We start from the raw sequence: 24,353 nt of genomic DNA, 5'->3' as shown, positions 1-24,353 counted from the left end.
CGCGTCCTCGCCGGAGGCACGGCCCGACGCGTCAGCGTGCGTCGCGGTGGCTCGCCAGGCGTTCGCGTAGGTAGGACACGAGTTCGCCCTGGGCCCGTCGGGACTCCCGGGTCAGCCGGTTGAGCGGGACGCGGCCGCCCGCCGCCAGCGCGGGGTCGCGGGGGACGACGACGAGCGACCGCCGACCGAACTCGTTCTGCAGCGCCTCGCTGGACCGCGTGGTCCGGTGCTCGCCGAACACGCCGACGACGACGAGCATCACCCGCCGCAGGCCGCCCACCCCGTGACGTTCACGGATGCGGGCGAGGACCCGTTGGGCGTCGGCGAATCCGACCGGGGTGGTCGGGGCCACGACGACCCCGAACACGCTCGGGTCCTCGAGCAGGTCGAGCAGGGCGCCGTCGGCGTGGGCGCCGAGGTCGTGCAGGGTCAGCTCGTGGTCGACCCGCGGCGCGTCGTCGCCCCCGGTCAGTCGGGACCCGAGGTCGCCGCCCGAGTGGTCGACCAGCCGGGGCACCGACTCCCCCGAGAGCTGGGTGAAGAGCAGCGCCGTGACCGTCGTCGTCCCGACGCCGCCCGCGACACCCGCCACGACGACCGTCCGACCCGTCACGAGTCCGCTCCGGCGGTGTCGGATCGCTCGGTGTCGGATCGCTCGGTGTCGGATCGCTCGGTGTCGGCCCGCACGTCGGCCTCGAACCGCGCCACCTGGACGATGCGCGGCGCCTGGCCGCGACGGACCAGGCGACCACGACCGGCCGTCATCTGCTCGGCGTAGACCTGCGGCACGATGGGCCCCTCGCTGCGCTCTCCCGACATGATGAACGAGGACCCGCCCGTGTCGCGCAACGTCTGCAGCGCCGGGTCGTAGAGCGCCCGGGCCGAGCCCGCGACCGGTCGGCTGATCAACACGTGCAGCCGGAGGTCGCGCGCCGACGGCAGGAACGGCAGCAGCGGCTTCAGCGGCTCGGTGCCCCCCGAAGCCACGATGTCGTAGTCGTCGATGACGACCACGATGCGCGGACCGGCGTCGCGGTCCCCGGCCTGGCGCTTGGCGAGCTCGTCGGCCACGGCCACGGCGAGGGCACGGGCGTCCGTGCTGGTCGAGGCGTGACCGCCGAGGTAGTCGTCCGGCACTTCGGCTACGAGGTCGCCACGGAGGTCCATCAGGGCCACGACGAGCTCGTCCGGGGTCGCCCGGTCGACGAAGCCGCGGACGAGTCCGCGCAGCAGGGTCGACTTGCCCGCCTTCGAGTCGCCGAAGACGAGCAGGTGTTGGTCGGCACCCGGGTCGAGGGAGACCGGCTGCATGGTGTCCTGCCGCAGCCCGAACGGGACCGCCTCGGGCTCGTCCAGCGCGTCGGGCAACTCGTCGGGCGAGAGCTCGGTGGGCAGCAGCCGGATCGGTGCCGCGGCCGGGCCGTTCCAGCTCGCCGCCGACCGACGGGCGAGCGCCTCGAGCGCGTCGCCGACCTCGTCGTCGTCCGTGTCGTCCAGCACGGGCAACGCCACCTGGGCGAACAGGTTCTCGTCGGTCAGTGCCCGACCTGACTGGTCGGCCCGGATGGTCTGGGCCAGCTTGCGACCGATCACCGAGTCGGCCGGGTCGTTCAGGTGCAGCTCGACCCGCGTGCCGACCAGCGGCTGCTGAGCCATCCGCAGTTCGTTCCATCGCGTCATCCCGAGCACGACGTGCAGGCCGTAGCTGCCACCGCGCAGCAGCAGGTCGGCGAAGGGCGTCTCGAGCTCGACGAAGTCGCCGCGGAGCTGACCAGTTCCGTCGACGACGAGCACCACGTCGGCCGAGATCAGCTCGGGCACCTCGCCTGCCGCGTGGAGTCGACGCAGCATGGCGAGGGAGTCGATGCCGTGGTCGCGGAACACCCGCTCACGGGTCGTCACCATGGCCGCCAGCTCCTCGAGCAGGCGCAGGAGGCGGTCCTTGCTCGCTCGCGTCGCCACACCGCCGACGTGGGGGAACCCCTCGATCCGGCCGAGGCCGCCCCCCGTGAGGTCCATGCCGTAGATGCCGACCTCCTGGGGGGTGTGCGTCAGGGCGAGGGAGGCGACGAGTGTGCGCAAGAACGTGCTGCGCCCGGTCTGCGGCGCCCCGATCACGGCGACGTGCCCGCCGGCCCGGGCCAGGTCGAGCAGCCAGGGGTCCTGCCGCTGGCGCGCCGGGTCGTCGAGCAGTCCCATCGGCACGCGCAGGCCGCCCGCCCCGTCCGCTCCGACCACCCGCGAGAGCGCGAGCCGGTCGGGCAGGGGCGGCAGCCAGACGGGGTCGACGTCGGTGCCGCCGCCCATCAGGCGGTCGACGGCCTCGTCGATGACGGCACGACCGACGTCGGGGCGCGAGAGCTCCTCCTCACCGCCGGCGTCGTCACCGCCCGCGATGCCGTTGAAGGTGGGCAGCAGCAGTGCGGTCGGCCGCGCGTCGTCGCCGGCGAGGGCGCGCGCGGCCTCGGTCGGCAGCGGGCCCGACACGTAGCCCGCCCGGAACCTGCGGTACACCGAGGTGTCGACCTTGAGGAACCCGAACCCGGGCACGGCCGGCAGGTGGAACGCGTCCGGTCGGTCGAGGACGATCGAGCTCTCGGCCTCGGAGAAGGTCCGCAACCCGATCCGGTACGACAGGTAGGTGTCGAGACCACGCAGCTTGCCCGCCTCGATGCGCTGGCTCGACAGCAGCAGGTGCACGCCGATCGACCGTCCGATGCGCCCGATGGTGAGGAGCAGGTCGACGAACTCGGGCTCCGCCGTGAGCAGCTCGCCGAACTCGTCGATCACGACGAACAGGTGCGGCATCGGCGGCAGCTCGGGGCGGCCGACGCGCATCTCGCGGTAGTGACTGATCGACGAGGCCCCACCCGCGTCGCGCAGCTGCTCCTGCCGGCGGACGACCTCGCCCTGGATGCTGACCCGTGCGCGTTCGGTGAGCTGCGCGTCGTCGGCCAGGTTGTCGATCAACCCGGCGACGTGCGGCAACCCCGCGAACGGAGCGAAAGCCGCGCCTCCTTTGTAGTCGACGAGGACCATGCTGAGGTCGTCGGGCGAGTGCGAGAGGGCCAGGCCGAGCACGAGCGTGCGCAGCAGCTCGCTCTTGCCCGAGCCGGTCGCGCCGATGCAGATGCCGTGCGGGCCCATCCCGAGCTGGGCGGACTCCTTGAGGTCGAGCAGGACCGGCGCCCCGAAGTCGTCGATGCCGATCGGCACGCGCAGGAAGTCCCGCGGCGAGCGCGGCGTCCACGCCGTCGCCGGGGTCAGCGTCGTCACGTCGTCGATGCCCAGCAGGTCGGTGATCTCGACGGCCTGGGCCGAGTCGACCTCGTCCTGCCGGCTGAGGCTGAGCCGCAGGGGCGTGAGCGTCCGGGCGACCGCCTCGAACAGCTGCGGAGTCGTCGCGTCGATGGTGGCCGTCTGCACGCGGACCTGGCCGTCGTCCTCGACACGGGCGTCGGTCACGACCGCCTCGTCGCCCTCGACGGTGATGCGCAGCGTGACGTCCGACGGTTCGTGCAGGCGGTCGCTCAGCAGGTGGACGGTCGTCACGCCGAGGTCGGTCAGCGAGAGGTCGGCGTCGGGCACGGGGATGCTCGAGGCGACGTGCCCCCAGTCGTCGACGAAGACCACGAGACGGGACCCCTCGGTGCGCGCCGTGGTGCCGATCGAGCGCTTCGTCGTGGCGGCCTCCTGCGCCCGGTCGCCCAGTTCGCCACCGATGACCGAGAGCAACGAGGAGGCGCTGGTCGCCACCCGGCGCGCGGGCACCGGTCCGTCGTACAGCGAGTCGTCCACGGCGTGCGGGACCAGATCGAATCCGCGCCAGTCGTCGGCCGCGCTCTCGGGGAACGCCGCGGCGAGGTGGACGTCGTCGGGCGAGTGCAGGGCGGCGAGCTGCAGGATCATCGAGCGAGCGACCCGCAGCGCCGACTCGCGGTCGCCCAGCACGGCGACCGATCCGGCGCGGTCGAGGTCGACGGTGATGGGCATGCCCCGCACGGTGGAGAGGTGCTCGACGACGGACTCGGCCTCGCTGGCCATGATCGGGTCGAACGGCTGCACGGGGTTCGGGTCCTCGGGCACCGACATCGGGAACCAGGTCAGGTCGCCCTCGCCGATCCGCACCGAGAGGAAGTCGTCGTGGTGGCGCCGGCGTTCCCAGAGGCGCGCGGGGTCGCGCACCAGCTCGAGCAGGGCCGCGGGTTCGGGGTCGAGCACGGCGGCGGTCGCCCGGACGGCCCGGGCCTTGGTGCGCATGCGCGAGCGCAGGCGTTCGAGGAAGTCGAGGTAGCGCTCGCGCTGCAGCCGCCGCTGGCGTGCGGCGTTGCCCCGCTGGCTCAGGGTGACGGCGAGGCCACCGACGAGGGCGACGATCAGCAGCACGGCGCCGACCAGCAGGAAGAGCGGGTTCGAGCTGCCCCGGTAGACGACGATCATCACGACGCTCGAGAGGGCGCCCACCACGGGCAGCAGGGCCTGCACGGGCACTCCGCCGACCTTGCCGTCGGCCAACTGGGGAGGGGGCGTGATGTCCTCGTGCTCGGCTGGCTGGACGGGTCGCGTGATGCGCGTGGGGCGGTGGACGAGCTTGACGGTCATCGCCGTGCCTCCTGGTCGTCGGCGATGGCCGGGCGGCCGTCCCGACCGCGGGCCTGACGGCGTTCCGACGGGCGGCGGTCGTCGTCGGACGGGGAGGCGCCGTGGGCGTCCCCGGACGGGCCGGCCGTGCGGACCGACGGGACGTCGACGGGCAGCAGGGCCGCCGCGAGGCGGGCGTAGGCGATCCGGGTGCGTGTGCCCAGAGCCGCGCTCGACACGGGCCGCCCGCCGGAACGGGCCACGTCGTAGGGCACACGCACGACCGGGACGGTCGGGTCGTCACCGATCGTGACGGGCGCCGCTCGACCGGCGTCGCCGACGTCGACGAGGGCGATGACCACCTCGGGTCGGTCGGGGTGGTCCTTGATCGCCGGGACGAGTGCCGCCGCCTCCTCGGCCGCGTGCCGGTCGGCCCGGGCCACGATGCAGACCGTCCGGCTGGCCGAGACGACGTCGGTGAGGTCGGCCCGCCAGTCGCGCACGCCCCAATCGGTCAGGACGAGGTCGAAGAACCGGCTGATCGGGGTCACCTCGTCGAACCATCCCGCCGCGGCGGCCACGGCGCGGGACTCGCCCCGGGGGTCGAGCGAGAGGGCGTAGAGGCCGGAGGGCGTGCGGGGCAGGCCGTCGACGGCGTCCGTCGATCGGCGGGCCGCTCGTCGCCGGGCGCTCGGGGCCGCACTCGAACCGGCGGGCGCGCCGGCCTGCCAGAGCATGCCGCGGGGGCCGCGCGACGCATCCACACCGAGGACGAGCCCGGGACGACGGCGAGCGAGCAGGGCGGCGACGTAGCCGGCGGTCGAGCTCGCCCCGGCTCCACCGCGCGCCTGAACGAAGCCGATGCGGCGCGACACCGGCAGTGGGCGCCGGACGATCTCGTCGACCGTCGTCACCTCGTGCACCCGGGCGCTCACGCTGCCGAGCAGGGCGAGTGGCGCCGACCGGACGAAGGCGTCGAAGGCGCTCACGAGAAGGCCCCGAGCAGATCGGCGTAGACGCCGAAGACCCCGAGCAGGACGGGCAGCAGGGCCACCACGCCCAGCGCCTCGACGAGGTTGCCCACGCGACGCAGCGAGGCGCGTTGATGGGCGACGGGGTCGACGCCGCCGGCGACGACGGCGACCACGACACCGGCCGCGAACAGGACGACCACGAGCCAGGCCGGCGCGAGCGGCTGCACGAGCAGACCGCCGAGCAGGCCGACCAGCGCCGCGGCCCACAGCACCCACCCCTGAGTGGCGATCGGCAGCGCCCGGGTGCGGGCCGCGACGACGAGCACGACGGCGACCCCGAGACCGACCTGCCAGAGATCCGCCGACCCGATGGACGCGAGGGCCGTGACGGCCACGGGACCCGCCACGGCGAAGGTCGACCAGGTGAGGGTGCGGTAGGCGTCGCCGACCGTCAGCAGCACCTCGTCGCGGCGACCCCGGCGCCCGTCGACCACCTGGTCGTCGAGACCGGTCAGACCCGAGGCGCTCATGGCGAACCAGGGCAGCAGACCGCAGACGACCACGGCCAGTACGGCACCGACGCCGACGGCCCCCGCGTCGGCGACGCCGAGGGACCGCAGCACGATCGGCACGGCACCGAGGACGACACCGAGGACCCCGCCCCACCATGCGGACCGGGAGCCGAGACCGGCGCCCACACCGAGGGCCAGGGCCACCCAGGCGAGCACGACCACGGCGAGAACCACGTCGACCGGCGGCAAGTCGAGGGCCGGCACGACCCCGAGCGCGACCGCCAGGGGTGCCGAACAGCCGAGGGCGACCGAGGTCGCGGCGACGGCGAGCCAGCGGCCGCCGAACCGGCCGGACACGAGGGCGACCACGACCGCGAGCCCGTAGACGATCGCGAGCGTGCCGACGGGGTCGACGTCGGACGTCCTGGACAGCACCGTCGAGAGGGCCAGAGAGAGCAGGCCGATGGCGACGGCCGCCGTCGCCGTGCGGGAACGCCGCGTCCAGAGACCCGGTCGGCTGGCGAGCGATTCGGCCAGCACGTCGGTGACGTCCGCGACCTCGGGCGGCGGGGGTGCGGCGTCCTCGCGCAGCAGTCGCAGCAGCTCGCCGTCGACGATGCGTTGCTCGGCGACCGACAGCGAGGTGTCGAGCTGCTCCCCCGTCGAGCGGACGAGCGTCAAGGGGCGCGACACGGCACCCGGACGCTCGTCGAGCAGCTCCATGAGCCGCGGGATCAGGCCTCCGATCGGCTCGTCGGCGGGCACGACCATCTCGGCCTTGCGCGCCGTGCCGACGATGGTCAGCCGGGTGTAGTCGGTCATCGGGGCTCCGTCGTGGGGGTGGGGTCGGGGACGTCGGTCGACGCGGGAGAAGGCGAGGGCGAACCGGTGACCGGCACCGCGCCTCCTGGTCCCCCGGTGGTCTGCGACTGGGTCGCGCGCTGGTCGGCGAGCACCGAGAGCACGAAGGACGTCCCGGCGCAGCCCGCACAGGCGACCGCCGCGATGACCAGGCCGACGATTAGCCGACGCACGTTGTCGTTGACGAGCCGACGCTCGTCGAGTTCGCCGAACAAGAGGGCCGAGACCAGGCGCGACCGGTGGGTCTTGACGGTCTCGAGCAGGACGACGTCGCGGTCCCCGCTCACGCGTCCACCACCCCGGACGGCTGGACGGTGAGCGTCCGTTCACCGAGTTCGACGACGTACCCCGGGGCGGCCGGCCCGCGCAGGCCCGCCACGAGCGGCTGACGCGTGCCGTCCGGCGCCACGAGGGACGACCCGTTGGTCGATCCGAGGTCGGTGACCCACAGCACGGCGCCCTCCCACGCGAAGAGGGCGTGGGTCTTGGTCAGGCTGCGGGCGAGGTCGGCCCAGGCGAAGACCGGGTGCTCCTCGCCCTCGCGATTGACCGGGGCGCGGCCGATCAGCAAGGTCGTCTCGAGGTCGAGGCGTTCGCCGCTGTCGAGCTCGAGGACGATCGACGACGAGGCGGCCGCCGGTCGGCCCTGGCCCGTACGCCCGAAGGTGTTCTCGTCAGGGCGCCCGGCGTCGAGGTGTTCGGTCGGGTGGGGCGGCAGCGGGGCAGCGGCTGCGACGGGCAGGGCGGGCCTCTGCACGAGCGGGGGTGAGGACGTCATGGGATCACGGCCACGACGCAGGTCGACCGTCACCGTCTGGCGACGGAAGCTGAAGCGACCGCGCCGGTCGACCCTCAGCACGGCAGGAGGTCGCCCGGTCAGGTCGTCCACGGTGCGCAACGAGAGCAGCAGCCGGCCCGTCGAGCGTCCGCCGCGCACGTAGAGCACGACGTCGAGCGCGACCAAGGCCAGGGCGACGACCACGACGGCGACCTCGACGGGGGCGGGGACGAGCGCCGCGCCGGGTGTGGCCGAGGAGGCTCCCGTGGCCACGCCGACGACGAGGACCGCGATCAGCAGCAGAGGAACACCCCAGTCGATCGCGACCGCGCTGCGGCGCCTCGACGGTGTCGCCGTCTGCACGCCCGCGAGCAGACCCGAGTACGTGCCGATGGCGCTGCCGGTGGCCGCCGAGACGATGCGCACGCCGCACCAGAAACACCAGGTCGCGCCCTGACCGAGCGGCTGACCGCAGCGCCCGCAGCTTCGTGCGCCCACCAGTGCGCCCACGGTGCCGCCTCTCGCCTGCGGGGTTCCGGACCAGGTCGTCGAGACCGACGAAGAGCGACCGCCCGCGTCCCCGGAGCGCACGATCGGCCTCAGGCTAGCCGACCCCGCGTCCCCCGGTGAGACACCCGTTCCGGGGCCGGGACCCACCCGTCCCCCGCCCCGGTCCCCCGACATGTACCCCGCCAACGGGTGGCGATCGAGACGGAATCGTGATTTCCTCATGAGTCGACCCGTGACGGGTCGCCATCAGATCGAAGCAAGGGGAGAACGACATGATGAAGTTCGCCATGGGGAGCGAGACCCTCACGCAACTGAGCCAGAAGACGAGTGGGGCCGGCGACGACCTCGGCGCGCTCGTCCGCCAGCTCGCCGACGCGGCCGCGCCGCTCGAAGGCCGCTTCAACGGAGCCGGCCGCGCCGCCTTCGACCGCTTCAAGGGCGAGGTGGACGGCATCTCCGTCGAGCTCAACGCCGCCCTGTCCTCGGTGCTGACCGGCATCACGGGCCAGAACCGTGCCTTCGTCGAGGGTGAGCAGCAGATCGCCGACGAGACCACCTCGGCCCAGTCCGGTGCCGGATTCGAGAGCGCCCGCTTCGGCGGATCGCGCGCATAAGGGGGAACGACATGGCCAACGCAACCGACCGCCGGGACTTCGACCTCGGAGCCTCGGGCAACGCCCAGGACAACTTCAACGCCGTCGCCAGCCGCCTCGAGGCACTCATCACGCAGCGTGACTCCGACGTCAAGACCGCCATGGCGGACTACCAGGCCGACGGCTCCAGTGAGGAGTACGCCGGCAAGGAGCAGCGCTGGAACCGCGTCGCCACCGAGGTCCGCACCATCATCAACACCCTGCGCCAGTCGCTCGCGTCGAACGACGAGTCGGCCCAGACCGCCATGCAGCGGGCCAAGGCCGCCGTCGACGGCATCTAGGCCCGGCCCGTGAGCGACTCACGGGCGACGACACTGCCCCATCCGCTCGCCGACGCGAGCGGGCCGGGGTGGATCGCGACGGTCAGCACCGCCCCCGTCGTCGGCCTGACCTCCGGGCGGCAGGCCCTGCTCACCGACGCGACTCGCGCCGGCGTCCGCGTCGTCGTCGTCACTCATGACGACGCGCGGCTCAGCTGGGCGCTCTACCAGGCCCTGCGCCTCGTCGCCGGGTCCTGGCTGGTGCGGGACGCCGACGGCCACCTGCGCCATGCGATCGGTGGCGCCCGGGTGGCGTCGTACGACGAGGCACTGCTCGATCCGCTCAGCGATCCGGTCGACCGGGCGGCCGGCGTCACGGCGTCCGCCGACGAACTCGCCACGCTGCCCCGACCGGCGGTCGAGACGACGCGTCCCTGGCTGCAGTTCTCGGTGGCCGTCCACCACGCCGCGAGGGCCGAGGCCCTGACCGGCACGACGACGGAGGCGCTGGTCACCGCGGTCGCGGGCCTCGCGCCCACCGTATGGGGCACCTCCGAACCCCCCGCCACCGTGTGGGACCGCGGTCGAATCACGGCCCTGGCCCGGGCTCGCATGCCGCGGGACTCCCGGGTGCACGTCGCGGGCTCCTCGCCCGACGGCACCGTGTGGACCGGCACGATCCGCGTCGCGCGCAGTGAGACGGGCCTCACCGAAGAGACGCGGCTGCTGTTCGCGCTGCCCGAGGCGACCGGCGTGGACGACGCGACCCGCGCCTCCTCGGCCCTGCGCAGCCTGTCCGAGCGCCAGCAGGTGCTGCTGGCGACGGCGTGGAGCCTGCGTGGCGCGGCCGACGCGACCATCACGCCCTACCGGCCCACGACGCCGCAGCCCCTCGCCGCGGTGGTCGGCGCACGGGCCGTGCGGCGGTTGGGCCTCGACGCGGCCGCCTTCGCCGCCGAGCACGGCGGGACCACGACCGGCAACACCCGCACCCCCTCGCTCGTGGTGCCGTTCGGTGCCGATGCGACCAGGTGGCAGCGCTTCGCGGCCGCCCTCGACGCGATCGGCCCGGGTGTCGTCGCCGACGCCCTCGTCCCCCCGGCGGTACGCCGTGCCCCGTGAGTTCGTGATCCTCTCGCCCGAGCCCGTGACGGCCGTCGAGGTCGTGACCGCGGCCGCGGCGGTCGACGGCGGTCTCGGTGCCGGACGACTCTGGCAGGGGGGCGGCATCCAGATCGCATCGGCCGAGGGCCTGGTGCTGGCCGTGCTGCGCAGCACGCAGCTCGAGGACGCGACGGAGGCGCGGCGCGGCCTCGGCCTGCCGGTCGCCGACCCGGCGCCCTCCGACCGGTCCGCAGACCGACCGACCGACCACCCAGCCGGCGACCGCTGGTGGACCGAGGCCTACGGCCCTTTCGACGGGCCACTCACCCAGACACTCGCCCGGCGCCTGGCCGACGACGTGCAGGGCACCCTCGTGACGACAGGAGACGACCGATGAGTTCGTGGAGCATCCAGACCGACGGCGTGGTGACCGTCCTGACCAAGGTGCAGGCCTCGGCCGAGACCTTCGCGGCGACCTTCGCCGGCGTCGACACCGCGCAGGGCGAGCTGAACTCCGGGGTGGGCAGCGACATCCTCGTCTCGTCGGCCGTGGCCGTCGTCGACCTGATCTCGTCCGAGGCGTCACGCGTGCAGGGCATGAACGCGCGCATCCTCGCCTGCGCCACCGGGGCGGGTGACGCGACGCTGGCCTACGTGAACGGCGACGAGGAGATGGCCGCGCAGACGCAGTCCGCCGCCGTGCAGGCCGCCGAATCCGGCGACCTCAGCTTCTTCGAGGGGGGCCGCTGATGGCCACGAAGGGATCGCTGATCGAACCGGCCGAGTTCTTCGGTCTCGACATCGTGCCCGAGTCGATCGCGTCGGCGGCGGCGAGCTACAAGTCCACCTCGACCGCGGTCACGACGAGCGCCGAGGCGGTCCTGACCGACTGGTCGGGCCTGTCCGCGTCGTACACCGCCCCCGAGGGGCCGCAGCTGTTCGCGTCGATGGACCCGGTCCGCACCGACGCCGAGGCCGTCGCCGGCAAGCTCGCGACGGTGGCCGACCTGCTCGACACGCTGGCCGGAGCGGTCGCGGCACCCGTGGCGCGCATCAAAGAGCTCGTCACCGAGGCGAACGCCTTCCGCGCCTCGGTCGCCGGCGGCGTCACGCTCGACTTCTACGACGCCGACAACCCGCTCTTCCAGGCCAGCCAGATGAGCGGCGGCGTGCCGATCATGGCCGAGGGTCAGGGCGAGTCGACCATCCCGTGGAACGAGCACACGCCCTCGGTCGAGCGCAACAACGAACTGCAGTCGCAGTACAACGCCGAGATCGCGAAGATCGACGCGGCGCGGGTCGAGTTCGAGAACGGCGTCAACGCCCTGCGCGACGACCTCTGCGTGGCTCCGCAGACCGCCGTCACGGGTGAGCAGCTCGATGCAGCGGAAGACAACCCGTGGGGCGCCCAGGGCAAGGGCGAGCGGTCGTGCCAGGAGTCGGTCGGCGACGGACTGGTCGAGTTCGGCACCAGCTTCGTCGAGGGCACCGTGTCGCTCGTCGGCTTCGACGCCGCGAACGGCTGGAAGCACGACTGGTCGTTCGCCGGCGAGGCCTGGACCGGCATGCTCACCGGTCTCGGTGCCCTCGCCATCACGGCGGTCTTCCCGGCAGCGCCCGCGCTGGCGAACCTGCCCGACTCGGCCGTCCCCGAGTCGCTGCGCGGCCTGCGCGACAACTACAAGCAGACGATGGACGGCATGGTCGGCGGAATCGTCGGCACGCCCGAGCAGTGGGAGGAGGACCCGGTCGCGGCCGGCACCTTCGCCGTGGCGAACGTCGCCTCGTTCTTCATCCCGGGCGCAGGCCAGGTCGGAGCGGGCCTCAAGGTCGGGTCGGGCGCGGCCCGGGCGGCGACCCTCACCGGTCGGCTGGCCGAGGTGGCGGAGGACGCGTCGCATCTGCCGAAGGGCCTGTCGCGGGTCGAGGACCTCGTCGCCGAGTTCGGCGACCACGCCGGCGGCCTGTCGAAGCTCGACGACCTCGACGGTCTGTCCGACACGATGGCCGCCCTCGACCGCATGACCGACGTCGAGTTCGAGGGCTTGACCGGCGCCCTCAAGGCGGGCGAGGAGGTCGACTTCGGCTCGCTGTCGAAGCTTGAGGACTTCGCCGACTACGGCGACCTCGGTCGAGCAGCCGAGGAGGCGCGGGCCGCGTCCGCCACGCACGCCGACGCGTCCGCCCACGCGGGTGGTGGCACCGGCTCCGACCCCGCTGCCGGTGCCGCCCGCGCCGCCGACCCCGGATCGGGCGGCACGACGCTGCTCGAACGTGGCGACGGAGGCGGAGCGCACGATGCCGGGCGAGCCGACGGTGCCGGGTCGAGCGACGCAGGTCGGGCCGACGGCCCTGGGACGAGCGACGCAGGTCACGCGGACGTCCCCGTCGACGGCGGCGACACCACCCCGGACCGGCCAGCAGACGGTGGCCGCGGTGCCGATGTCGACGACCTCGACCTGTTCGGCCCGGACGAGACGCCCCGTCCGGGAACGGACACCCCGGGAACCGGTCCGACGCCGCACCCCACGCCGACCGTCGAACACCACGTCACCGTCTCCGGCTCCGACCTACCGACGAAGCAGAAGCCGTTCGCCCACGGTCAGGTCCTCGCCCCGGACACGGCGTACACGGTGCCCGGCCGGGGTGTGTTCTCGACCGACGCGACAGGTCGCATCGTCCACGTCGAGACCGAGTACGGCGGCAAGGGCAACCTGAACTACGACCTCATGAAGCCCGCCGCCGACACGACCTACGTCGTCGGTGGAAAGCATGTCTACGTCACCGACCACGCCAGCCGCACGGTGCTCGCCGAGTTCGACGACCTCCAGCTCGGCGATGCCGACCGGTCCGAATCGGTGCAGAAGCGCATCGGCAAGGAGGGCGGTGTCGGGTACGAGGGGGGCCACCTCCTGGCCAACATGTTCGGCGGCGGCGGCGAGAAGATCAACACCGTGCCGATGCTCCAAGAGGTGAACCGCGGAGCTGGGCATTCCTTCGGTAACCTCGAGAGTCTCCTGCAGCGGATGGTGTCCGGCGATGCCCCGAGTCACATTTCTTATCGTGTCGTCCCGGACTTCAACGAGGGATCGACAGTGCCGAATGGCATCCAAGCGTTCTACAGGGTGAACGGAGGGGATTGGATAGATGACGACTTCATCAACGTCAGACAATGAAGGCCGAGCGGGCCTCGAAGCCGAGCGTTCGGCACTCAAGAACGTGGGCTTGGCTCTGTACAAAGAGATCCAGGATGGTTTCGATCGCATCGAGGCCGAGATCAGCATCGCCGGTGGTGTCTCCTCTGGAAAGAAGCGCCTCTACCGCCCGGACGGGACGTACGACTCCATCATGGGCAAGAGAGACTCCAACCTCCGCGCTCGTGAACTCAGAGAGGCCATGTACAGGCCGGGGGCAGGAACATGGTTCACCGCCTGGTTCACGGTCACTGCCGTAGGGAAACTCAGCACGCGATTCGACTACGACAACGAACCCGAACTGGGCCACTTCGCCGCCGAGGCGTACCGAGCCGACTTCGACGAGTTCCCCCGCACGCCCGAGAACACCCCCGACTGGCTCGCCGCCATCCTCGCCGGCGCCCCGACCCGCCACGACCTGGCCGGCCGAGCCGACGGTGGCGGCACGGCCGCGCGATGAGCGAACACGACACCGTTGGCGGCGGCGTCCCGACCGAGCGTGATGCCCTCCGTCGGGTGGGTCTCGCCGTCCACCGCATGATGCCTCGAGGCTCCGTCTGGGCGGAGTTCGACTTCTCCGAGGTCGGAGGCGTCCGGGTGGCATCCGTGGGTTTCTTCGACGAAGCCGGTCACGAGTCGTCCACTCCCGACACGGACGAGGCGGGCTCCGCCGCCTCCGACCTCCGACGGCTCATGTACCGAGCCGACGTCGGAACGTGGTTCAGCGCCAGCTTCCGGGTCACCGCCGCTGGCAAGCTCGGCACCTCGTTCGACTTCGACCACCGCGCTCCTCACACCTGGATCGACGACCAGGCGTACCTCGACGACCTCGAGTCGTACCCGCGGCCCGCCGAGGCGATCCCGGGCTGGCTCGCCGCCTTCATCGCCTCGCGATCGGCCGGAGGCTCTCCGTGACCGGCCTCACGAGCTGATCGGGCCGAGGCGCCTCAGAGCGGCAGCACGGCCTCGAGGGCGAGCGGGTCGCCGTCGATCGCGATGTCGTTGAGCTGCTGGCCGACGAACTCCGCCGCCTCGACCGTGTCCGACTCGATCCGATGCCCCGTGCCCTCGACGACCAGCGCCCAGGCGACCGGACCCCCGGAGGCGCGGGTCACCTCGAGGCGACAGCGCGTCAGTTCGCGGTCCTGTCCGAATCGCATCTCCGACAGGTCGGAGATGACCATGCACTCGAGGTCGTCGAGGAACCCGTGCAGGGTGGCGTCCCTCGCGATCACGAGCCGCGCCTCCTCGTCGAGGCCGTCGGCGGACGAGGTGAACCGCGTGCCCTCGACGGTCCGGACGATCCACGAGACGTGGTCGCCGACGGTGACGAGGGACTGCATGCTGCTGACCGTCGGCCCGATGTCGGCGTGCGCGTACACCGGGGGCAGGTCGGTGACGCTGACGACGATGCCGTCGCGGCGACCCACGACGCGGCGGTCGGAGTCGACGACGATGCGCTGGTTGCGGGGCACCCACGGGGCCTTCGGGAACTCGTCGAAGAGCACCTCGGCGAACTCGAACACGACCGCGCTCTGCTGGCTCATCGCACCAGACAACCACTGCACGGGCCGACGGCGACGGGCGGGACGAGAGCCGGGAAAGAGAGAAGGCCCACCCGGAGGTGAGCCTTCACGTTCGTGCGCGAGGGGGGACTTGAACCCCCACGCCCTTTCGAGCACTGGCACCTGAAGCCAGCGCGTCTGCCAATTCCGCCACTCGCGCGAACTCGTAGACTTTAGCACGCGTCGGACGCCCGGAAGAGCAGCGGCGAGTACCTTTCACTCGTTCGGGCTAAGATCGGGCGACCAGAGACCCCGAACCTGGAGACCCATGGGACTGCTCGACAATTTCGAACGCGGGTTGGAGCGTGCCGTCAACGGTGCCTTCGCCAAGACGTTCCGTTCGGGCGTGCAACCACTCGAGATCACGAACGCCCTGCGTCGCGAGCTCGACACCAAGGCGGCGGTGGTCTCGCGTGACCGCATCCTCGTGCCCAACGAGCTCCAGGTGCGCCTCGCCCCCATCGACTACGAGAAGATGTCCGGCATCGGCCCGGCCCTGATCGACGAGCTCACCCAGCTCACGCAGCGGCACGCCACGGCCCAGGGGTACCAGTTCGCCGGCCCGCTCGGCATCAGCCTGCGAGAAGACGACTCGCTCAGCGTCGGCATCATGACCGTCGACTCGCGCAACCTGCGCGGCGAGGTGCAGTGGAAGCCCTTCGTCGAGATCGACGGCAAGCGCCGCGAACTCAGCGGAGCCCGCACCATCATCGGCCGCGGCAGCGACGCCGACATCACCGTGCAAGACACGGGGACGTCCCGCCAGCACGTCGAGATCCTGTGGGACGGTTCGCGCGCCCAGGTCCGCGACCTCGGTTCGACGAACGGCTCGAAACTCAACGGCAACCCGCTGACCAAGGCCCCCTTGCAGCCCGATTCGGTGATCCAGATCGGTCGTACGCGTATCGTGTTCCGCGTGCTCCCACAGTCATCGACGCCCGACCCCTTCGACGGGCCCGACTCGACGGGTGGCCGACGATGACCTCGACCCTGACCCTGCTGGTGCTCCACTTCGGCTTCCTGGCCGTCCTGTGGCTGTTCGTCTTCGTGATCGTGTTCGCCCTGAGAAGCGACCTGTTCGGGCAGCGGGCGCGCAAGATGCCCGCCGAGGCCACACCCGGCAAGGCGAGTTCGACCGCCACCGCGCCTCCTGCACCCGCCCCGCGCGCCGCGCCCGCCGCGCCGGCGCCGACCCCGCAGGGTGACGGCCGCGCCCGACGGCTCGTCATCACCAAGGGCGCCAAGGCGGGCCTCGAGATGCCTCTCGAGGACGGGCCTCTCACCATCGGCCGGTCGCAAGAGAGCAATCTCGTGATCCGCGACGACTACACCTCGACCCACCACGCGCGCCTCATGCTCTGGAACGGCCGCTGGGTCGTCCAAGACCTGGACTCCACCAACGGCACGTTCCTCGCCGGTGAGCGCGTGACGGTCCCCACCCCCGTGCCCACCGGCGCGACCGTGACGATCGGGCAGACGAGCTTCGAGCTCCGGCGGTAGGCCCTCATGACGACGCACGCCAAGAGTGCCGCTCTGTCCAACGTGGGCAAGATCCGGTCCAACAACCAAGACAGCGGTTACGCCGGTACGCAGCTCTTCGTCGTGGCCGACGGCATGGGCGGGCACGCGGGGGGCGACGTGGCCTCGGCCATCGCCATCCGTCGGATCCGCGAGACCGACCGCGTCTACACCTCGCCAGGTGACGCGGAGTTCGCCCTGCAGTCATCGCTGATCGCGGCGAACCAACTGCTGGCCGAGACGGTGTTCGAGCACCAAGAGCTGACGGGCATGGGCACGACCGTCAGCGCGATGCTCCGCGTCGGCGACAGCATGGCGATCGCCCACATCGGCGACTCGCGCATCTACCTGTTCCGCGAGGGCGAGCTCAGCCAGATCACGGCCGATCACACCTTCGTCCAGCGCCTGGTCGACAGCGGGCGCATCACGGCCGAAGAGGCCGCCGTGCACCCGCGACGCAGCGTGCTGATGCGTGTGCTCGGCGACGTCGACGCGGCCCCCGAGATCGATACGGCGACCCTCGGCACGCAGCCCGGCGACCGCTGGCTGATCTGCTCGGACGGGCTCAGCAGCTACCTCGCAGAAGAGCGCATCAAGAAGGCCATGGCGATGGGCCTCGACGCCGAGCAGACGGCCCGGCGCCTCGTGAAAGAGACACTCGACCACGGTGCCCCCGACAACGTCACCGTCGTCATCGTCGACGTCGACGAATCGGACGACTCGGCCCTCGACGAACCGGTCACGGTCGGCTCGGCCGCCGCTCCCCTCACCTTCGACAGCGACGCCGGGCGCAAGCAGCTCCGCCTGCCGACGATCCTGCTGCACCCGCTCAAGGTCGCCACGACGCCGGAAGACAGCCACTTCGAGCCCGAGAGCGACGAGTACCTCGCCGAGCTCATCGCCGAAGACAAACGTCGCCGTCGCCGTCGCCGCATCACGTGGCTGACCGCCCTCGTCGTGGCGATCGCCGCGCTCATCGCCGGGCTCGTGCTGACCTACCAGTGGACGCAAGACCACTACTACGTGGGCGAAGAGCGCGGCACGGTCGTCATCTACAAGGGCGTCCAGCAGAGCCTCGGCCCGATCGGCCTCTCGAGCGTCTACGAGACCACCGACGTCCAGGTCGACGACCTGCCGAACTACACGCAGACCACCGTGGAGGACACCATCAACGCCGGCTCCCTCGCGGACGCCCGGGCGATCGTCGAGAGGTTGGCCGATGCCAGCAACCCCTGACGCACCCGGTGGCGACGCGACCGAGGTCATCGGTCGTGTAGGAGGCGCGCGCAAGCCGTCCGCGAAGGCCTCGCGTCCCACGAACATGACGCAGGCGATCTCGCTGCGCCTGCGCGAACCCGCGCGCCTCCGCAACCTCGAACTGCTCATGCTGCTGATCGCCTGCGGCGTCGCCGCCGGAGCGATGGTGCTGGTCCAGCTCGGTGCGACCGGCGAGGTCGACCCGACCGTGCTGATCGCCGGCTCGATGGTGCTGGGCCTGGCCCTGATCTTCCACGTCGTCCTGCGGGTCGTCGCCCGCGAGGCCGACCCGTTCGTCATGCCGATCGCCGTCACCCTGAACGGCATCGGCATCGCGATGATCTACCGCCTCGACCTGGCCGAGGGACGTGAGGGCTGGGGCGCGCTGGGCATCAAGCAGATGGTCTGGACCGTCCTCGCGATGGTGATCGCCCTCGCCGTGCTGCTCGTGATCCGCAACTACCGGGTGCTCTCGCGGTACCGCTACATCGCGATGTTCGTGTCGATCGTGCTGCTGCTGCTGCCCCTCCTGCCGGGCATCGGCCGCGAGGGGCTGAACGCCCGCGTGTGGATCGACATCGGACCGTTCTCGTTCCAGCCGGGCGAGATCGCCAAGATCACGCTGGCCATCTTCTTCGCCGGCTACCTCGTCACCGCCCGCGACAACCTCTCGCTCATGGGGCCGAAGATCCTGGGCATGCGGTTCCCGCGACCACGCGACCTCGGGCCGATCCTCATCGTCTGGCTCGTCGCCATGGGCGTCCTGATCTTCCAGCGCGACCTCGGCACCTCGTTGCTCTACTTCGGGCTGTTCCTCGTCATGATCTACGTGGGCACGGGGCGCGCGAGCTGGATCGTGCTCGGCGTCGGCCTCTTCCTCGGAGGGGCACTGATCGCCAGCACCTTCCTGGGATACGTGCAGGGCCGTTTCGCCGCCTGGCTCAACCCCTTCGCCCAGTCCGAGTACGACGCCGTCGGCGGGTCCTTCCAGCTCGTCCAAGGCCTGTTCGGCCTGGCGAACGGCGGACTGATCGGCACGGGGCTCGGTCAGGGCCGTCCGCAGACCACCCCGCTCGCCGAGAGCGACTACATCTTCGCGTCGCTCGGCGAAGAACTCGGCCTCACCGGACTCTTCGCGATCCTCGCGCTCTACCTCCTGCTCGTCTCCCGGGGGTTCCGCATCGGCTTCGTGGGTCAGGACGACTTCGGTCGCATGCTCGGGGTCGGCGTCGCCTTCGTCGTGGCCCTGCAGGTCTTCGTGGTCATGGGTGGCGTGACGAGGGTGATCCCGCTCACGGGCCTCACCGCTCCCTTCCTCGCCGCGGGCGGCTCGTCGCTCGTGGCCAACTGGATCATCGTGGCCCTGCTGCTGCGACTGTCCGACTCCGTGCGCAACCAACCGAGGCTGGTGATCGGCTGATGAACAAAGAACTCCGACGCGTGAGCTACGTGGTGCTCGCCATGTTCGTCGCGCTCTTCCTCTCGACGACCTACATCACGGCGTTCCAGGCCGACGCGCTGAACGCCGACGCCCGCAACTCGCGGGCCCTGCTCGCCAGCTACTCGGCGCAGCGCGGTCCCATCCTGGTCGGCGGCCAGGCGATCGCGCAGTCGACCCCCGTCGACGACCAGTACGAGTTCCAGCGCACCTACTCGCAGCCCGACCTCTACGCACCCGTCGCGGGCTACTACACGTTGGGTCAGGGATCCCGAGGCATCGAGGACGCCATGAACCGGTACCTCACGGGCAACGCGAACTCGCAGTTCTTCGACCAGGTCAACTCGCTGCTCACGGGTCAGGACCCCGAGGGGGCCACGGTCAACCTCACCCTCGACCCCACCGTCCAGCAGGCGGCCTACGACGCCCTGGGCTCGAACTCGGGCTCGGTCGTCGCGATGGACCCGAAGACCGGCAAGATCCTCGCGATGGTCTCGAAGCCCAGCTACGACCCCAACCCGCTCGCCAGCCACGACCGTCAGACCGTCACCGACGCCTACGACTCGCTGATCGCCGACCCCTCGGCTCCGCTGCAGAACCGGGCGATCCAGGGCGACCTGTACGCACCGGGCTCGACCTTCAAGCTGATCACGACGGCGGCTGCGCTCGAGAGCGGCGATTACACGCCCGACAGCGCCTTCCCCAACCCGTCGACCCTGACGCTGCCCGGCACCAGCACGAACATCAACAACGCCGAGGGCGGGAGCTGCGGCGGCGGCGAGACGGCCACCATCGCAACCGCCCTCCGCCTGTCGTGCAACATCCCCATGGCGCAGCTCGGCCAGGCCCTCGGTGCGAAGGCCCTCCAGGATCAGGCCGAGAAGTTCGGCTTCGGCGACGACTCCATCGGCGTCCCCCAGGCCGTCACGCCGAGCCAGTTCCCCATCGAGGACTCCAAGGGCCAGGCCATCAACGACGCCACCCTCATGCTGCAGTCCTTCGGGCAGGGCTCCGACCGCGTGACGCCCCTGCAGATGGCCATGGTCTCGTCCGCCATCGCCAACGGCGGCACCGAGATGAACCCGACCTTGATCGAGAGCGTCCTGAACCCCGACCTGAGCCCGGTCGAGGATTTCTCGCCCTCGGAGTACGGCAAGCCCATCAGCTCCCAGACTGCGGCCACGATGACCGACATGATGGTGCAGGACGTCGCGAACGGTGCGGCGAGCAATGCAAGAATTGACGGCGTCGACGTCGCCGGCAAGACAGGAACGGCCGAGAACGGCCCCGGCGAGCCGTACACCCTCTGGTTCACCGGGTTCGCGCCTGCTGCTGACCCCGAGGTCGCGGTGGCCGTCGTCGTCGAGAACGGCGGCGGACAGGGCCAGTCCGCATTCGGCAACAGTGTCGCGTCACCGATCGCGAAGAAAGTACTAGAGGCGGTGCTGAACAAATGAGACCATCCGGCGGAGTCACCTTCGGTGGGCGTTACCAGCTGTCGACCCGAGTCGCCATCGGCGGCATGGGCGAGGTCTGGGAAGCCACCGACCTCGTCATCGGCCGCACGGTCGCCATCAAGATCCTCAAGGACGAGTACCTGGGCGATCCCGGATTCCTCGAGCGCTTCCGTGCCGAGGCCCGTCACGCGGCCCTGGTCAACCACGAGGGCATCGCGAACGTCTTCGACTACGGCGAAGAAGAGGGCAGCGCCTACCTGGTGATGGAGCTCGTCCCCGGCGAGGCCATGTCGACGGTCCTCGAGCGCGACCGCGTCCTGCCGACCGACAAGGTCCTCGACATCGTCGCGCAGACCGCCTCGGCCCTCCAGGCCGCCCACGCCGCAGGTCTCGTGCACCGCGACATCAAACCCGGCAACCTGCTCGTCACGCCCGACGGCCGCGTGAAGATCACCGACTTCGGCATCGCGCGCATCGCCGACCAGGTGCCCCTGACGGCGACGGGCCAGGTCATGGGTACCGTCCAGTACCTCTCGCCCGAGCAGGCGAGCGGCCACCCTGCGTCACCCAGCACCGACATCTACTCGCTCGGCATCGTCGCCTACGAGGCCCTGGCCGGTCGTCGCCCGTTCACGGGTGAATCGCAGGTCGCCATCGCGATGGCTCAGATCAACGAACAGCCGCCCGACCTCCCGTCGACGGTGTCCGAGCCCGTGCGTCGTCTGGTCCTGTCGTGCATCGCCAAAAAGCCGGGCGAGCGACCCGCGACCGCCTCGGCACTGGCCCAGGCGGCCCGGGCCCTGCGCCGCGGCGACGTGCCCGCGGCCACCATCGCCGTGCCGGCGATCGGTGCAGCCGCCAACACGCCCGCCGACACGGCCACCCAGGCCTTCAACGCCCAGGACGCCACGACCCAGCTCTTCGATCCGATGGCCACCCGCGCGCAGAGCGCCGCGGGGGGTGCGGCAGCGGGTTACGTCGCCGGATCCGCCGACCCCGACGCCCTCCGGGACGACGACGAACCGGTCGACGAGAAGAAGCGCAGCCCCTGGTTCTGGCCCCTGATCGTCCTGGCCGTCCTCGCCGTCGCCGCCCTCGTCGTCGGCATCGTCTTCGCGGTGGGCAACACCGACGATCCGGCTCCCGCGCCGACGACGTCCAGCGCGACACCGACACCGAGCCGCACGACGGTGACCCCGTCGCCCACGCCCACGACCGTCACCGTCTCGTCGGGTGACTACGTGGGACTGACCGAGGCCGCGGCGCGCGCCTCCCTCGAAGAGCTCGGCCTCCAGGTCGACTCGGCGGACGCCGGGTCCAGTGCACCGGCTCCGGACCAGGTCGGCACCGTCGCGAGCATCGACCCCACGGGCGCTCTCGAGAAGGGCTCCTCGGTGACGATCTACATCTACCGCGCCGCCCCGACCCCTGCCCAGCCGTCGACGCCCACGGCGACCCCTGGTCAGATCACGGCCGGCGAGGACGCCACGATCAACTGGCCTGCCTACGCGGGCTGCCCGACCGGCTACTCGCTGACCGGTTACTCGTACACGATCACGGGTGGGACCGATACCTCGGGCCAGTCCGCCGGGGGCCTCGGCGCGAACGCGACGTCCCTCACGGTGACGGCCTCCGCCGCCGGCAACCTGACGGTCAGCTACGTGGCCAACTGTGGTCAGATCGCATCCGAGCCGTCGCCGGGTGTCACCATCACGGTGACGGCGCCGCCGACGACGCCGAGTCCGAGCCCTTCCGAGGGTGCCGACCAGCAGTAGGTCACTCGTGACCCCGGCCGACGGGTCGGTCGGGGTCACGAAGCCCTCACAATCATCCCTCCGGCCTAGGTCCGTACCCAGTCCGGGGGAGTCCGCCCCGGTACACTGGCTCCGACCGTGTCGCCAGACAGGGGTGGGTCGTTGGGAGAACAGGCGTGGCTGAAGGTGTGAGAGAGAGCATCCATCTCCTCGCCAACCGGTATCAGATCGGTGACCTGATCGGCCGCGGTGGCATGGCCGACGTCCACGTTGGCACCGACGCCCGGCTCGGTCGCAAGATCGCCGTCAAATTGATGAAGCCGAGCCTCGCCACCGACCCGGCCTTCCGCTCGCGGTTCCGCCAAGAGGCCCAGGCCGCGGCCCGCATGGCGCACCCGACCATCGTCCGGGTCTTCGACGCCGGCGAAGAGGTCGTCCGCGACAGCCGCGGGCTCGACGTGGTCGTCCCGTTCATCGTCATGGAATACGTCGAGGGACGCCTCCTCAAAGACATCGTCGCCGAGGGCCCGCTCGACCCCGACGAGGCCGTCCGGGTCACCGCAGGCGTGCTGACGGCTCTCGAGTACTCTCACCGGGCGGGTGTGGTGCACCGCGACATCAAGCCCGGCAACGTCATGCTGACCAACTCCGGTCAGGTCAAGGTGATGGACTTCGGCATCGCCCGAGCCATCAGCGACTCGGCGGCCACCGTCGCGCAGACCACGGCCATCCTCGGCACCGCCCAGTACTTCAGTCCCGAGCAGGCGCGTGGCGAGACCGTCGACGCCCGCACCGACCTCTACTCGACCGGCGTCATGCTCTTCGAGTTGCTGACCGGCAAACCTCCCTTCACGGGCGACAGCGCCGTCGCGGTCGCCTACCGCCACGTCAGCGAACCTCCCGTCCCGCCGAGCACGGTCGAGCGTGCCGTGAGTCCGGCCCTCGACGCCGTCGTCCTGCACGCCCTGACCAAGGACCGCTTCGACCGCTTCCAGAGTGCGGCCGAGTTCCGCGACGACCTCGAGGCAGCCGGTGCCGGTCGTGCCCCGGCTCGTCGACCGCACGCGGTCGACGCCGGCTCCACGCTCTTCGGGGTCAACCCCCTCTCGAGCGCCGGCAGCGAGGCGGCGTTGAAAGAACTGCAGTCCGACGACACGGGACGCCCTCAACGAACGCAGACCCGACCCCCCGTGGCGTGGATCTGGGCCGGCATCGTGCTCGTGGCGGTCGTCATCGTGGCCGTCGTGTTCTGGGTGGTCAACCTCACCCCTCCGACGGTCGACAACGCCCAGTCGTCCCGCATCCCCGACCTCGTCGGGGTCAGCTTCGAGACCGGGTCCGCCCGCCTCGACGAATTGGGTCTGACAGCCGTGCGTGCCGACGCGACCAGTCCGACGATCGACGCCGGCGACATCATCTCCACCGATCCACAACCCGGCACCTCCGTCCCCAAAGAGTTCGCCGTCACGGTGACGGTCTCGTCGGGGCCTCAACTCGTCGCGATGCCCGCCGTCACCGGGCAGACCGTCGACGCCGCATGGCAGGCGATCACCGACGCCGGTCTCGAACGGGGTCAGCAGCGATCCGACTACTCGTCGTCGGTGCCCGGGGGCTCGGTCCTCTCGTCCGATCCGGCTGCGGCCGCCCAGGTCGCCCTCGGTTCGAATGTGGACCTCGTGGTGTCCAACGGGCTCGTGCAGCTCCCCGACGTCACTCGGCAGCCCTCAGAAGAGGCCATCACGACCCTCAGGGACGACCTGGGTCTGACCGTCACCCCGCAGTCCGACCCGGGGTGCAGCGGTGAGACCGTCTCGGGCATGAGCGTTCCGCCCGGTGACGTGGCCCAAGGCGCGGCCGTCACCCTGCGCATCTGTACCGGCTAGACCCTTCCAGAGCCGACGAGTCGGCGCCGAGAACTCGGCGCCGCGATCTCGTTG

General features: G+C 71.2%; 22 protein-coding genes and 1 tRNA gene. 15 read left to right on the top strand and 8 right to left on the bottom strand.

What is annotated here, in order from left to right; all coding sequences use genetic code 11:
- Positions 1 to 31 precede the first annotated feature (31 nt).
- Genes HRF36_RS07325 through HRF36_RS07300 form a run of 6 tightly spaced genes read right to left on the bottom strand, consistent with a single transcriptional unit; the run spans position 32 to position 8,132 of the window.
- Entirely contained in the window at positions 32 to 613 is a 582-nt protein-coding gene (locus tag HRF36_RS07325) for a hypothetical protein (RefSeq protein ID WP_173208509.1), read from the bottom strand.
- Positions 610 to 4,602: a type VII secretion protein EccCa gene (gene eccCa / locus HRF36_RS07320; RefSeq protein WP_173208507.1), complete on the bottom strand. Its 3,993-nt coding sequence runs from the start codon at positions 4,600 to 4,602 to the stop codon at positions 610 to 612. Before eccCa ends, HRF36_RS07325 begins: the two co-directional genes overlap by 4 nt.
- Positions 4,599 to 5,570, bottom strand: a complete 972-nt coding sequence (locus HRF36_RS07315; RefSeq protein ID WP_173208505.1) for a hypothetical protein — start codon at positions 5,568 to 5,570, stop codon at positions 4,599 to 4,601. Before HRF36_RS07315 ends, eccCa begins: the two co-directional genes overlap by 4 nt.
- Positions 5,567 to 6,889, bottom strand: coding sequence for an EsaB/YukD family protein (locus HRF36_RS07310; protein ID WP_173208504.1), 1,323 nt, complete (start codon positions 6,887 to 6,889; stop codon positions 5,567 to 5,569). The genes HRF36_RS07315 and HRF36_RS07310 overlap by 4 nt, the downstream gene beginning before the upstream one ends.
- Positions 6,886 to 7,215: a hypothetical protein gene (locus HRF36_RS07305; RefSeq protein ID WP_173208502.1), complete on the bottom strand. Its 330-nt coding sequence runs from the start codon at positions 7,213 to 7,215 to the stop codon at positions 6,886 to 6,888. The genes HRF36_RS07310 and HRF36_RS07305 overlap by 4 nt, the downstream gene beginning before the upstream one ends.
- Positions 7,212 to 8,132, bottom strand: coding sequence for an FHA domain-containing protein (locus HRF36_RS07300; RefSeq protein ID WP_173208500.1), 921 nt, complete (start codon positions 8,130 to 8,132; stop codon positions 7,212 to 7,214). Before HRF36_RS07300 ends, HRF36_RS07305 begins: the two co-directional genes overlap by 4 nt.
- A gap of 356 nt (positions 8,133 to 8,488) precedes the next feature.
- Here HRF36_RS07300 and HRF36_RS07295 point away from each other — a divergent pair, with 356 nt between their 5' ends.
- From HRF36_RS07295 to HRF36_RS07260, 8 genes are read left to right on the top strand one after another with little or no spacing between them, the layout of a single operon-like run.
- Entirely contained in the window at positions 8,489 to 8,830 is a 342-nt protein-coding gene (locus HRF36_RS07295) for a WXG100 family type VII secretion target (RefSeq protein WP_307785006.1), read from the top strand.
- 11 nt (positions 8,831 to 8,841) lie between these two features.
- Complete coding sequence (locus tag HRF36_RS07290; protein ID WP_043595262.1) at positions 8,842 to 9,150, top strand: pore-forming ESAT-6 family protein; 309 nt, start codon at positions 8,842 to 8,844, stop codon at positions 9,148 to 9,150.
- A 9-nt stretch (positions 9,151 to 9,159) separates the two neighbouring features.
- A complete protein-coding gene (locus tag HRF36_RS07285) occupies positions 9,160 to 10,251 on the top strand; it encodes a DUF6177 family protein (RefSeq protein WP_173208498.1) in 1,092 nt (363 codons plus the stop codon).
- A complete protein-coding gene (locus tag HRF36_RS07280; protein WP_173208496.1) occupies positions 10,241 to 10,630 on the top strand; it encodes a hypothetical protein in 390 nt (129 codons plus the stop codon). Before HRF36_RS07285 ends, HRF36_RS07280 begins: the two co-directional genes overlap by 11 nt.
- Positions 10,627 to 10,983 carry a DUF6507 family protein gene (locus HRF36_RS07275; protein WP_173208494.1) on the top strand — a complete coding sequence of 119 codons (357 nt, stop codon included), beginning with the start codon at positions 10,627 to 10,629 and terminating at the stop codon, positions 10,981 to 10,983. The genes HRF36_RS07280 and HRF36_RS07275 overlap by 4 nt, the downstream gene beginning before the upstream one ends.
- Entirely contained in the window at positions 10,983 to 13,409 is a 2,427-nt protein-coding gene (locus HRF36_RS07270) for a DNA/RNA non-specific endonuclease (protein WP_173208492.1), read from the top strand. Before HRF36_RS07275 ends, HRF36_RS07270 begins: the two co-directional genes overlap by 1 nt.
- Before the next feature lie 49 nt (positions 13,410 to 13,458).
- Positions 13,459 to 13,887, top strand: coding sequence for a hypothetical protein (locus HRF36_RS07265; RefSeq protein ID WP_173208490.1), 429 nt, complete (start codon positions 13,459 to 13,461; stop codon positions 13,885 to 13,887).
- Entirely contained in the window at positions 13,884 to 14,342 is a 459-nt protein-coding gene (locus tag HRF36_RS07260; RefSeq protein ID WP_173208488.1) for a hypothetical protein, read from the top strand. Before HRF36_RS07265 ends, HRF36_RS07260 begins: the two co-directional genes overlap by 4 nt.
- A gap of 32 nt (positions 14,343 to 14,374) precedes the next feature.
- Here the strand turns inward: HRF36_RS07260 and HRF36_RS07255 are convergent, their stop codons facing one another.
- Both HRF36_RS07255 and HRF36_RS07250 read right to left on the bottom strand, forming a co-directional pair.
- On the bottom strand, positions 14,375 to 14,974 hold the full coding sequence (locus tag HRF36_RS07255; RefSeq protein ID WP_173208486.1) for a hypothetical protein: 600 nt from the start codon (positions 14,972 to 14,974) through the stop codon (positions 14,375 to 14,377).
- Between the two features lie 94 nt (positions 14,975 to 15,068).
- A tRNA-Leu gene (locus HRF36_RS07250) sits at positions 15,069 to 15,152 on the bottom strand.
- 108 nt (positions 15,153 to 15,260) lie between these two features.
- On the opposite strand from HRF36_RS07250, the gene HRF36_RS07245 reads away from it, so the two are divergent.
- The 7 genes from HRF36_RS07245 to pknB all read left to right on the top strand — a co-directional run bounded on the left by HRF36_RS07245 (position 15,261) and on the right by pknB (position 24,299).
- Positions 15,261 to 15,974 carry a DUF3662 and FHA domain-containing protein gene (locus HRF36_RS07245; protein WP_173208484.1) on the top strand — a complete coding sequence of 238 codons (714 nt, stop codon included), beginning with the start codon at positions 15,261 to 15,263 and terminating at the stop codon, positions 15,972 to 15,974.
- A complete protein-coding gene (locus HRF36_RS07240) occupies positions 15,971 to 16,492 on the top strand; it encodes an FHA domain-containing protein (protein ID WP_173208482.1) in 522 nt (173 codons plus the stop codon). Before HRF36_RS07245 ends, HRF36_RS07240 begins: the two co-directional genes overlap by 4 nt.
- Positions 16,493 to 16,498: 6 nt before the next feature.
- Positions 16,499 to 17,746 carry a PP2C family serine/threonine-protein phosphatase gene (locus tag HRF36_RS07235; RefSeq protein ID WP_173208480.1) on the top strand — a complete coding sequence of 416 codons (1,248 nt, stop codon included), beginning with the start codon at positions 16,499 to 16,501 and terminating at the stop codon, positions 17,744 to 17,746.
- 85 nt (positions 17,747 to 17,831) lie between these two features.
- Positions 17,832 to 19,187 carry an FtsW/RodA/SpoVE family cell cycle protein gene (locus HRF36_RS07230; RefSeq protein WP_043595278.1) on the top strand — a complete coding sequence of 452 codons (1,356 nt, stop codon included), beginning with the start codon at positions 17,832 to 17,834 and terminating at the stop codon, positions 19,185 to 19,187.
- Positions 19,187 to 20,662: a penicillin-binding protein 2 gene (locus HRF36_RS07225; protein WP_173154021.1), complete on the top strand. Its 1,476-nt coding sequence runs from the start codon at positions 19,187 to 19,189 to the stop codon at positions 20,660 to 20,662. The genes HRF36_RS07230 and HRF36_RS07225 overlap by 1 nt, the downstream gene beginning before the upstream one ends.
- Positions 20,659 to 22,437 (top strand): protein kinase, encoded by a 1,779-nt coding sequence (locus tag HRF36_RS07220; RefSeq protein ID WP_173208478.1) that lies wholly within the window; start codon positions 20,659 to 20,661, stop codon positions 22,435 to 22,437. The genes HRF36_RS07225 and HRF36_RS07220 overlap by 4 nt, the downstream gene beginning before the upstream one ends.
- 155 nt (positions 22,438 to 22,592) lie before the next feature.
- The gene (gene pknB / locus HRF36_RS07215; RefSeq protein ID WP_173208476.1) at positions 22,593 to 24,299 is read left to right on the top strand and encodes a Stk1 family PASTA domain-containing Ser/Thr kinase; all 1,707 of its coding nucleotides are present in this window, start codon (positions 22,593 to 22,595) and stop codon (positions 24,297 to 24,299) included.
- Positions 24,300 to 24,353: the final 54 nt, after the last annotated feature.

Origin of the sequence: Frigoribacterium sp. VKM Ac-2836 (assembly GCF_013248995.1) — a bacterium.
Taxonomy (GTDB): domain Bacteria; phylum Actinomycetota; class Actinomycetes; order Actinomycetales; family Microbacteriaceae; genus Frigoribacterium.
Note: the sequence above shows the minus strand (reverse complement) of the source record. Positions and strands in the feature narration are given on the sequence as shown.